This is a genomic window from Pseudomonas sp. PIC25, from assembly GCF_002286785.1.
Lineage (GTDB): Bacteria > Pseudomonadota > Gammaproteobacteria > Pseudomonadales > Pseudomonadaceae > Pseudomonas_M.
In genome coordinates this window covers 25,555-35,768 of sequence record NZ_MUJY01000044.1, presented here as the reverse complement: position 1 = coordinate 35,768, position 10,214 = coordinate 25,555, and the positions used below count along the sequence as shown (strand labels likewise).

Sequence of the window (10,214 nt, the reverse complement as noted above, 5' to 3'; positions counted from 1 at the left end):
CTCTGTTGCACGCATGACAGACCTCCAGAAAGGGGACGCCGTACAGTAAGTTTAGGAGCTAGCAACACTTAACGCAGACATAGCCAATGAATTCGCCCCCTACAAGCGAGACGTTCGTGACTGGCAGAATCGCCAACTCCGTCCGGTGGGGTAGCAGGATCGGCTCACGGATTCGCCCACGACCGCTGCGTTAAGATCTAACCCCCTCGCGAGCGGTCAAAGGAGTGACACCATGCTCAAGCAAAGCCTTCAACGCATATTCGGCTATGCCGCGTTCCGCCCTGGCCAGGAAGCGGTCGTCGAAACCGTGGTCGCCGGCCGGTCGGCGGCGGCGATCTTTCCCACCGGTTCCGGCAAATCGCTGTGCTACCAACTGCCGGCCCTGCACCTGCCGCACCTCACCCTGGTGGTTTCGCCGCTGCTGGCCTTGATGCAGGATCAACTGGCCTTCCTCCACCGGCACGGCATCGCCGCCGCCAGCATCGACTCCGCGCAGAGCCGCGAGCAGGTCAGCGAGGTGATGAGCAAGGCCAAGGCCGGCGAGCTGAAGATCCTCATGATCTCGGTGGAGCGCCTGAAGAACGAACGCTTCCGCCACTTCATCGCCCAGGTACCGATATCCCTGCTGGTGGTGGATGAAGCCCATTGCATCTCCGAATGGGGCCACAACTTCCGCCCGGACTATCTCAAGCTGCCTGACTACCAACGGCAGTTCGGCATCCCGCAAGTGCTGCTGCTCACCGCCACCGCGACGCCGCCGGTGATCGCCGACATGCGGGCGAAGTTCGCCATCGCCGCCGAAGACGTCGTTACCACGGGGTTCTACCGGCCCAACCTCAATCTGCTGGTCGAGCCGGTGAGCGGCCGCGACAAGCTGCGCCGGCTGGTCGACTGGCTGTCCAGCCGCTCGGGTCAGCCGAGCATCGTCTATGTCACCCAGCAGAAAACCGCCGAACAGGTGGCCGAGCACCTGAGCCGGCACGGCATCGCCGTCAGCGCTTACCACGCCGGCATGCCCCACGAGAAACGCGAGGCGATCCAGCGCCAGTTCATGGAAGGACGTCTGAACGGCATCGTTGCCACCATCGCCTTCGGCATGGGCATCGACAAGTCGGACATCCGCAACGTGGTGCACTACGACCTGCCGAAATCCATCGAGAACTACAGCCAGGAAATCGGCCGCGCCGGTCGCGACGGGCAGCCGTCCGACTGTCTGGTGCTCGCCAACCGCGACAGTCTTAACGTGCTGGAAAACTTCGTCTACGGCGATACGCCCGAACGCGACGGCATCCGCTGCGTGCTCGACGAATTGCTGGCCGCACCCGACGGGCAATGGGAGCTGATGCTCAACACGCTCTCCGAGCAGAGCAACATCCGCCAACTGCCGTTGAAGACCCTGCTGGTGCAACTGGAACTGCGCGGCCTCATCGCCCCGCGCTACGCCTATTTCGCCGAGTATCGCTTCAAATACCTCATCGAGCCGGAGGCTCTGGTCGACCATTTCGATGGTGAGCGGCGCCAGTTCGTCGAGGCCATCGTGCAGACCTCGGCCCGCGCCCGCACCTGGTGCACCGTGGATTTCGATGCCCTCTATCGGCACCACCGTGCCGAGCGCAGCCGGGTGGTCAAGGCGCTGGACTGGTTCCAGGAAAAAGGCTGGATCGAACTGGAAAGCAAGCAGATGACCGAGGTCTACAGCGTGCTCCGGCGCGACTTCGACGCCGAGGCCCTGAGCGGCGAGCTGCATGGCTACTTCAAGCAGCACGAAACCAGCGAAATCGACCGCATTCATGCGATGCTCGCGTTGTTTGCCAGCGACCGCTGCCTCAGCCATCGCCTGGCCGATTACTTTGGCGACCACGACGCCCCGATGCGCTGCGGGCACTGCTCGGTGTGCCACGGCCACGTCGCCCGGTTGCCCGAGCCACCCGCCTTGCCGTCGCTGGAAGGGCTGGACGTGAACGCTCTCTGCGGCGAATTCATCCAGCGCTATCAAGCGTTGAAAACGGGCCACCCCAGTGCCGAGTGCCTGACCCGCTTCCTCTGCGGTATCGGCATGCCGCTGTTCACCAAGCTGAAAGCCAAGGGCATCGCCGGCTTCGCCTCCCTGGAAGACTACCCCTACGCCGCGGTGCGTACCTGGCTGGAGACGCGGTCGGGAGCCTGATCGTAGAGACGGGAGGCGCCTGCATGTGCGGAGATTCGGTTTGTAGGAGCCAGCTCTGCTGGCGAAGCTTCTCGGCGGTTCCCTTCGCCAGCAGAGCTGGCTGCTACGAAAAAGGCCGAGTGGTTGTCGCGGAATTCGCCGCTTTGGGTTTGCAAGCTGAATCGATTCAGCTAAGTTTTACCCACCTCGAACAACAACAAAGGACCTCACCATGCATCGCTCCCACCTGCTCGTCGGCATCGCCGCCTGCTTTTCCCTGCCTGCCATGGCCTGGGAACGTGTCCTCATCGACGCCGATACGCCGGCGCAGAACTGGCGCGTCACCAGCGAAGAGCTCGGCATCAAAGCCGACCGGCCATTCAGCATCAGCCTGCGCACCCTGCATGGCGGAAGGCAGGAAGGCGTCAGCCTGATCGACATCGATAATGGCGCCATGACCCTCACCGTCATTCCGACCCGCGGCATGAACGTCCTCCGCGCCCAGGCCGGCGACGTGCGCCTGGGCTGGGATTCTCCGGTGGACGAAGTGGTCAACCCGGCCTTCATCGAACTCAACGGACGTGGCGGCCTGGGCTGGCTGGAAGGCTTCAACGAACTGGTCACCCGCTGCGGCTACGAATGGGTCGGCCACCCCGGCATGGACAACGGTGAACTGCTCACCCTCCACGGCCGTGCCGCCAACATCCCGGCCTCACGCGTGGTGCTGGAAATCGACGAGAAGCCGCCGTACCGCATCCGCCTGCGCGGCGAATTGCAGGAAAAGGCCTTCAAGAAAGTGGACTTCAGTATCTACACCGAACTGGCCATCGAGCCCGGCGCCACGGCCTTCAGTCTGCACGACACCCTGACCAACAACGGCGACTATCCCAAGGAATACCAAGCGCTGTACCACAACAACTTCGGCACTCCCCTGTTGGAAGAGGGCGCCCGCTTCGTCGCGCCGGTGAAGCAGGTCTCGCCCTTCAACGACAAGGCCAAGGGCGACCTCGCCACTTGGCAGACCTACCGCGCGCCGACCCCGGACTACGACGAGACCGTCTACAACGTCGTGCCTTATGCCGATGAACGCGGCGACACCCTTGCCATCCTCCATAACAAGGCTGGCGACCGGGGCATCGCGGTGGGCTTCAATACCCGGCAATTGCCGGTTTTCTCCCTGTGGAAAAACACCGACACCCAGGGCCAGGGTTACGTCACCGGTCTCGAGCCTGGCACCAGCTTTTCCTACAACCGCCGCTACCAGCGCCCGCTCGGCCTAGTCCCGTCCATCGGCCCGAAGGAACAGCGCCACTTCGATGTGCGTTTCCAACTCCTCGCCGACAAAGCCGCCGTGGACAAGGCCGTGAAGCAGGTCGACAGCCTCCAGGCCGGTCGCAAGACCGAAGTCCGCGAGACGCCGTTGGTCGATCTGAGCAAGGAGTGACCGGGATCCGCACCGTCCGCTTCGCCTATCCCAGCGGCAACGAAGAGGACGTCCAGATCATCAGCGAATCCGGACTCTATCGCGTTCTCCACCGCTACGCCCGTCCGGACCGCGCCCTGCGCCGTTGGCTCACCCACGAAGCCATCCCCATCCCCCGGCGACAGCCAGGCCACCACACCGCACAACCCGCGCCGCACCCAGATGCACTGGGCATCGCAGCAGGTCAACGTACTGGAGTGGCAGGGAGAACTCCGGGTGCCGCTGAACAGCCTGCCGTGGTTTGGGCGTACGGGTGGCAAAGCGGCGCTGATGGGGCGGCGGTTGTGGGGTAGGTTGCTGCGATAAGGGGAACCGTGCGGGCTTTGATCGTTCCCACGCTCCGCGTGGGAATGCCGCCACGCCGCTCGATTTCTGTGTTTTTCTTATAGCCATAAAATCCGCATGGTTGTGAGGATTCTTTGTTAGAGTAGCGTCTGCCTTTTGGAATCCTTACAAGCATGAGGATTCCAGGGAAAAAAGCTGCGTTTTCTATTTTTCCTCACGCTCATGAGGATTCCGCTATGAAGCTGATCATCGATTCCCCCGAAACGCTCGGTAGGGTCATCCGTGCCAGCCGTAAAGCCATGGGAATGCGCCAGGACGATGCGGCCGGCAGCATCGGGGTGAGCGAGAACTTTCTCGGTAAAGTCGAGCGCGGTGGTGAGACGGTTCAGTGGGGCAAGCTTTTCCAAGTGATGCAAGAGTTGGGGCTCGCCGTATCCGTGGAGGTGCCGGATCAGTTCGCCGCCGATGTCGAGAAGAACCTGAAGTTCCGCCAGGGCAAGGTCGTGCCTGGTCATGCGGCATCGCTCGGACGGAATGAGGTGGAGCCATGACGCGGGCATTGAATGTCTGGATCAACCACACCTTGATCGGTGTGCTCAGGGAGCGGAATGGCTTGTGGACCTTCGGCTACAGCCAGGCATGGCTGGGCGATCCGGCCGCCTATCCCTTGTGTCCCGGCTTACCGTTGCAGGCCGAGGAGCACGTCGATGGCGCCACCTATCGCCCTGTGCAGTGGTACTTCGACAATCTGCTGCCCGAGGAGGGGCTGCGCGTGCTCATGGCCAGGGTAGCCAGGGTGTCCGATGCGGATGCCTTTGGGTTGCTGGCCCATTTCGGTGCCGAGTCCGCCGGTTCGATCACACTCCTTCCTTCCGGAGAAGCGCAGCCCGCGGAAGGAAGTCTGCTGCCGCTGCCTGGCGAAGAGCTTTCCCGCCGCATCCGGGAGATGCCTCGGGTTCCTCTCGTGGAGCGTTCCGCTAAGCGCATGTCTCTGGCTGGCGCCCAGCACAAGGTCGCAATCGTCTATGACGGGCGAGAGTTGCTGGAGCCCACCGGAAATATCCCATCGACCCATATTCTCAAGCCTGACCACCCGGACGAGGCCTGGGCGCACTCGGTCATCAACGAATGGTTCGTCATGAGGCTGGCCAGCAGGGTTGGGCTGACGGTGCCAGCGGTATACCGGCGCTATGTGCCTGAGTCTGTTTATTTGATCGAGCGTTTCGATCGGCACAAGGGCGCGGCGGGGTGGGTGCGTTTGCATTGCATCGATGCCTGTCAGTTGCTCGGGCTCGATCGGAGTTACAAATACGCCGAGGGAAGCATGGCGCGATTGGCGGAGATCGCCAGTCAATGCCTGCCTCCGGCAAGAGCGCGGTTATCACTGTTTCAATGGCTGGTGTTCAACGTGCTGGTCGGCAATGAGGATGCTCATCTGAAGAACCTCAGCTTTCTGATAGGGGGCAGAACCGCGGTGCTGGCGCCCTTCTATGACCTGCTGTGCACGGCCGTATACGGTACGCGGGCGTTCGGCCAGGATAGATGGCCGCAGCAGGCCGCAATGGCTTGGCCGATTCTGGGTATACAGCGTCTGCAGCAGATAGGCGCTGCGGAGCTGGTAGCCGCCGGCGAAGCCATGGGGATCAAGCCCGGAACGGCCCGAACGACCATCGACAAACTGGTGGCAGGTGTTCGCGATCAGGCCCAGGTACTTCTGACGGAAGTCGAGCAGGAGAACGCGCTACTCAGGAAGAGCGATCCCGCTATTCAGGCTATGCTTGCCGGCGAGATGAGACTGCTACGGGCGATCGTGAATATCGTGATCGTCGAAATGGCCCAACAGCTTTCAGCGTGAGCATCCTGCAGCTTGATCGTTCCCACGCTCCGCGTGGGAATGTCGCCCGTGACGCTTCGTGTCACAGCCGTCAGGCCCCGGCCATAAAAAACGCTTCGACTGCTGTCCTGGCCTGCTCCCGTGCCGCTTCCAAGGCTGCCTCCCCCCGCGCCGTGCCTTCGACGGCGAAGTAGTGCAGGTCGTGCAGGCCCACAGTCCCCAGCGCGGCCGTGAGGTAGGGGCGCAGGAAGTCGGGTTGGCGGGCGTTTTCGCCGCTGATCAGGCCGCCCGAGGCGATGGCGACGTGCACGGGGCGGTCGCGCAATATGCCCTGCTTGCCCTGGGGCGTGCCGATGAAGGTGACACGGATGCGCACGATGTGGTCGATCCAGGTTTTGAGCGCCGAGGGTACGGTGTAGTTGTGCATGGGGGTGGCGATCAACAGGACGTCGGCTGCGTCGAGTTGCCGGATCAGCACATCGGAGCGGTGCAGGGCGCTGCCGGGGTGCGTATGCTCCGGCTCGACCGGCGAGGCGAGGGCGGCGGCGTAGTCATGGTCGACATGGGGCAGGTCGTTGAGGTCAAGATCGGTGAGTTCGAGGCCGCGTTCGCCGGCCTGGTTCGCCAGCCTGTCGAAAATCTGCTGCGACAGTCGGTAGCTTTCGGAGTCCGATCCGCGTGGGCTGCAGATGAGGCGCAGTACGCGGAGGGGGGCGGTGTCCTGGAGGGGCATGGCGTGGTCCTCGGAAGTGATGATCAGTGGCTATCGAGCAGCTTCTGGAAGCGCAGCGCGCCGGTGTAGAGCCCCTCGCGGAAATAGAAGCGCTGGGCCCGCGCATTGGCGAGACCGGTGTCCAGCACCAACCGGGCGCAGCCTTCGGCGCGTGCCACGCGGTCGAGTGCGCGCAGCAGGCGGGCACCCCAATGGCCGCCACGGTGGGGCTCGGCGGTGATGAGGTCGTCCACGTAAAGGAAGGCGCCATACACCAGGTTCTCCTGCAACCGGTAGCCGGCCAGCGCCACCAGCGCAGTGCCATCGAAGGCACCGACGAGACGATAGCCTTGCGATCGCATGCGTTCGATGCGGGCGAGGAAGTCGGCCTCGCTGGCCAAGTGAGGACGCAGTTCGCGCATCACCGGGTAGGCGGCACGCAGGTCGCCGGGGCCGTCGAGTGGACGTAACGCCGGGTCGGCCAGGTCGAGCACGCTAGGGAGCGATTGGTGGTGTAAGTAAGTCATGACGGCATGGTAGGCCGGCTATGCCACAATGCATTGAGCCATGAAACGACTTTCCGACTAGGCCATGTCCATGCAAGACGCCTTCCTACCGCTTTCTCCGCAGGGAGAAGAGCCGCTCTATCGCCAACTCTATGAACGGGTGCGAGGCACCATCGCCGCAGGCACCCTGGGGCCGGGCGACCGCGTGCCGTCGGCGCGCGCGCTGGCCAAGGACCTGGGCGTGGCGCGCGGGACGGTGGAGCTGGCTTATTCGCTGCTAGTCAGCGAAGGCTACCTGCTGGCGCGCGGACAGGCCGGCACGGTGGTGAATCCGGAACTGCAACCCATCCTGCCGCCCGCCGCACCTCGCATCGATACACCGCAGCCACACGCCTTCGAGCAGGATGTGCTCTGGCGACCCTCGCACCTGCTGCCGTTCCAGATGGGCGTGCCGGCGCTGGATGCGTTTCCGCGCAAGACTTGGGCGCGGCTGGGCGCGCGCTACGCGCGCGGCATGAGCCTGGCGGACCTGGACTATCCGCCGCCCCATGGCTTGCCCGCCCTGCGCAGCGCCATCGCCTCGTACCTGCAAGTGGCGCGCGGTATCGACTGTGGGGCGCATCAGGTGTTCGTCACCGCCGGTTGGCGCAGCAGCCTGCAGTTCGTCGCCCATGCCTTGCTGCGTCCGGGCGAGCGGGCCTGGGTGGAAGATCCCGGCTACCCGCCGGCACGGCAGATCCTGAAGCAGTTCGGACTCCAGACGGTGCCGGTCGCGGTGGATGAGGAGGGGCTGGACGTGGCGCGCGGCGTTGCGCTCGCCCGCGATGCGCGGGTGGCGGTCGTCACCCCGGCGCACCAGAGCCCGTTATCGATGACGCTCTCGCTGCCCCGCAGGCAGGCGCTGCTAGATTGGGCGGCGGCATCCGGCAGTTGGGTGGTGGAAGACGATTACGATGGCGAGTACCGCTACGTGAGCCGCCCGCTGCCCGCCCTGGCGAGCCTGGACCGTCACGGCCGCGTGCTGTACACGGGCACCTTCAGCAAGGTGCTGTTTCCTGGTATCCGGCTGGCATATCTCGTGGTACCGCAGGCCCAGGTCGCCATCTTCGAACGCGTAGGGCGCATGCTCTTCGCCGCGACGACACCGGCAATGACCCAGGCCATCGTCGCCGACTTCATGGCCGAAGGCCACTTCGCCCGCCACATCCAGCGCATGCGCCGGCTCTACAGCGAGCGTCGGACCCTCACCGCCGCCGCCCTGGCGCGGGGGCTGGGTGGCTGTGCGCGGGTGGAGCCTTCTCCGGGCGGCATGCACCTGCTCCTGCGTCTGCCCGGTGAGGGCAGCGACTTGCGGGTGGCCGAGCGGCTGCTGGCGCATGGCGTGGCCGGGCAGCCGCTGTCGCCTTGGTGGGCGTCATCGCGCCGCGATGCGGGGCTGCTGGTCAGCTTCACCAACTGCGCCACGGCCAGCCAGGCCGAGCAGCTCGGTGCGCTGATCCGGCAGTCGCTCTGACGCGCGGCCTCAGCTCAGGTTGGCCTTGTCCAGCCCGTACAGCTTGTCGAGCGTGCCCGGCACCGCCTGGAAGGCCACGTTCAGGCGGTTCCAGCCGTTGATGGCGACGATGAGGAAGGACAGATCGGACAGTTCCTGTTCCGACAGCTGTTCGCGCACGCTGTCGAACAGCGCATCCGAGACGCCATGCGGCGGCAACTGGGTCAACGCCTCGGTCCACGCCAGTACGGCGCGCTCGCGTGGCGAGAACAGCGGCGATTCGCGCCACACCGCGACATGGTGCAAGCGCAGTTCGCGCTCGCCGCGGATCTTGGCCTCCTTCACGTGCATGTCCACGCAGAAGGCGCAGCCGTTCAACTGCGAAGCACGCAGCGTGACCAGGTGGCCGACCTCGTTGAGGAACGGCTTTTCGGTCAGGAGCATGTTGAGTTCGACGAGTTTGTTGGCGGCTTGGCTGGAAGTCTTGAAGTAATCGATGCGCTGGCTCATGGTCGTCATTCACTGATAAGAGGGAAGGGATACCGACGTCCGTCTGCGCTTGCAGAACAACCGTGGCCGGTGAAGCGAAATCTACGCAGCCTTGGCCCGGTGACCCAGTGCCAAGATTGGTGTTTCGGACTGGGCCATGATCGGGGCAATCCAATCAGACTCTCACCACGATCTTGCCGAACTGCTCGTTGGACTCCAGGTAGCGATGCGCCTCGACGATCTGGTCGAAGGCGAAGGTCCTGGCGATCACCGGCCGTAGCGCGCCGGACTCCAACCCTTCGAGGATGAAGCGCTTGGCGGCGTCCAGGCGGACCGGGTCGCCGGTGATCTCATGGACGAGGTAGCCGCGCAGGGTCAGCCGCTTGCTCAGCACGGCGAACAAGGGGAAGGGCGTGGGCTCGGGGCTCAGGCCGCCATATTCGATGAAGATGCCACCCTCTGCCATGGCTGCGGTCAGGGGTTCGACAATCGGGCCGCCGATCGGGTCGAGTACGACCCGCACGCCCTGGGTGCCGCTGATTTCCGCCAGCCGAGCGGCCAGGTCCTCTTCGCCCGACGCCACCACATGCGCTGCGCCTTGTTCGAGCAGGGCCTGTTTCTTGGCGGAGGTCCGCGTCACCGCTATCGGTATCGCCCCCACCCGGTTAGCGATCTGGATCGCCGCCACGCCGACGCTGCTGGAGGCTGCTGTCACCACCACGAAGTCGCCCCGGCGGAGCCCGGCGAGGTCGATCAGGGCGCCATACGCGGTCAGGTAGGGCATCCAGGTGGCGGCGGCCGTGTCCCAGTCGAGTGCCGCCGGGTGCTTGACCACCAGTTCGGCGGGCATGTTGATGCGCTCGCCATAGGTGGGCCAGCGGACCATCGATTGCGGCGGCACCAGGCTGACCGCGTCGCCCGGCACGAGCCCTTGCACACCGGGGCCGACCGCTTCGATGAGGCCCGCCGCTTCGAGGCCGAGGCTCGACGGAAAGGTTGGCGTTTCGATGTAGGTCCCAGCGCGTAGCAGCGCTTCGGCCCGGTTCAGGCCCAATGCCTTGACGCGAATCCGGACTTCGCCCTGGCCGGGCTCCGGTACGTCGACATGCTCGATGCGCAGAACCTCGGGACCGCCGAGTTGGTGAAAGCGGACGACGCGTGCCATGGTGTTCGACTCCAAATTGAAAGGACCGAATAAACTATGGCGATGCCGTATCGGCGGATAAATCGCCGTCCAGCCAGAACAGTCGAAACCAGGAGTTTCCAA

9 protein-coding genes are annotated in these 10,214 nt (G+C 64.4%); 5 read left to right on the top strand and 4 right to left on the bottom strand.

Translation table 11 applies throughout. The features are described from left to right. Positions 1–232 precede the first annotated feature (232 nt). The 4 genes from BZL41_RS04080 (at position 233) to BZL41_RS04065 (ending at position 5,769) form a co-directional block, all read left to right on the top strand. Positions 233–2,167, top strand: coding sequence for an ATP-dependent DNA helicase RecQ (locus BZL41_RS04080; protein WP_095598114.1), 1,935 nt, complete (start codon positions 233–235; stop codon positions 2,165–2,167). Positions 2,168–2,378: 211 nt separating this feature from the next. Then, positions 2,379–3,590 (top strand): aldose 1-epimerase family protein, encoded by a 1,212-nt coding sequence (locus BZL41_RS04075; RefSeq protein WP_095598113.1) that lies wholly within the window; start codon positions 2,379–2,381, stop codon positions 3,588–3,590. Between the two features lie 560 nt (positions 3,591–4,150). Then, positions 4,151–4,465, top strand: coding sequence for a helix-turn-helix domain-containing protein (locus BZL41_RS04070; protein WP_095598112.1), 315 nt, complete (start codon positions 4,151–4,153; stop codon positions 4,463–4,465). After that, positions 4,462–5,769: a HipA domain-containing protein gene (locus BZL41_RS04065; RefSeq protein ID WP_095598111.1), complete on the top strand. Its 1,308-nt coding sequence runs from the start codon at positions 4,462–4,464 to the stop codon at positions 5,767–5,769. The genes BZL41_RS04070 and BZL41_RS04065 overlap by 4 nt, the downstream gene beginning before the upstream one ends. Positions 5,770–5,839: 70 nt before the next feature. On the opposite strand, the gene BZL41_RS04060 is transcribed toward BZL41_RS04065, so the two are convergent. Together BZL41_RS04060 and BZL41_RS04055 are read right to left on the bottom strand one after the other, a co-directional pair. Next, complete coding sequence (locus tag BZL41_RS04060) at positions 5,840–6,481, bottom strand: FMN-dependent NADH-azoreductase (protein WP_095598110.1); 642 nt, start codon at positions 6,479–6,481, stop codon at positions 5,840–5,842. 23 nt (positions 6,482–6,504) lie between these two features. Then, a complete protein-coding gene (locus BZL41_RS04055) occupies positions 6,505–6,987 on the bottom strand; it encodes a GNAT family N-acetyltransferase (RefSeq protein WP_095598109.1) in 483 nt (160 codons plus the stop codon). A 64-nt stretch (positions 6,988–7,051) separates the two neighbouring features. Here BZL41_RS04055 and BZL41_RS04050 point away from each other — a divergent pair, with 64 nt between their 5' ends. Continuing rightward, positions 7,052–8,479: a PLP-dependent aminotransferase family protein gene (locus BZL41_RS04050; RefSeq protein ID WP_095598108.1), complete on the top strand. Its 1,428-nt coding sequence runs from the start codon at positions 7,052–7,054 to the stop codon at positions 8,477–8,479. A gap of 9 nt (positions 8,480–8,488) precedes the next feature. Here the strand turns inward: BZL41_RS04050 and BZL41_RS04045 are convergent, their stop codons facing one another. Together BZL41_RS04045 and BZL41_RS04040 are read right to left on the bottom strand one after the other, a co-directional pair. After that, positions 8,489–8,977 carry a carboxymuconolactone decarboxylase family protein gene (locus BZL41_RS04045; protein WP_371916479.1) on the bottom strand — a complete coding sequence of 163 codons (489 nt, stop codon included), beginning with the start codon at positions 8,975–8,977 and terminating at the stop codon, positions 8,489–8,491. Between the two features lie 145 nt (positions 8,978–9,122). Beyond that, positions 9,123–10,112, bottom strand: coding sequence for a zinc-dependent alcohol dehydrogenase family protein (locus BZL41_RS04040; RefSeq protein WP_095598106.1), 990 nt, complete (start codon positions 10,110–10,112; stop codon positions 9,123–9,125). Positions 10,113–10,214: the final 102 nt, after the last annotated feature.

Bases quoted from the DNA above. Each gene is read 5' to 3' on its own strand.
- BZL41_RS04080 (WP_095598114.1), top strand. From the start codon at position 233: ATGCTCAAGCAAAGCCTTCAACGCATATTCGGCTATGCCGCGTTCCGC.
- BZL41_RS04075 (WP_095598113.1), top strand. From the start codon at position 2,379: ATGCATCGCTCCCACCTGCTCGTCGGCATCGCCGCCTGCTTTTCCCTG.
- BZL41_RS04070 (WP_095598112.1), top strand. From the start codon at position 4,151: ATGAAGCTGATCATCGATTCCCCCGAAACGCTCGGTAGGGTCATCCGT.
- BZL41_RS04065 (WP_095598111.1), top strand. From the start codon at position 4,462: ATGACGCGGGCATTGAATGTCTGGATCAACCACACCTTGATCGGTGTG.
- BZL41_RS04060 (WP_095598110.1), bottom strand. From the start codon at position 6,481: ATGCCCCTCCAGGACACCGCCCCCCTCCGCGTACTGCGCCTCATCTGC.
- BZL41_RS04055 (WP_095598109.1), bottom strand. From the start codon at position 6,987: ATGACTTACTTACACCACCAATCGCTCCCTAGCGTGCTCGACCTGGCC.
- BZL41_RS04050 (WP_095598108.1), top strand. From the start codon at position 7,052: ATGTCCATGCAAGACGCCTTCCTACCGCTTTCTCCGCAGGGAGAAGAG.
- BZL41_RS04045 (WP_371916479.1), bottom strand. From the start codon at position 8,977: ATGACGACCATGAGCCAGCGCATCGATTACTTCAAGACTTCCAGCCAA.
- BZL41_RS04040 (WP_095598106.1), bottom strand. From the start codon at position 10,112: ATGGCACGCGTCGTCCGCTTTCACCAACTCGGCGGTCCCGAGGTTCTG.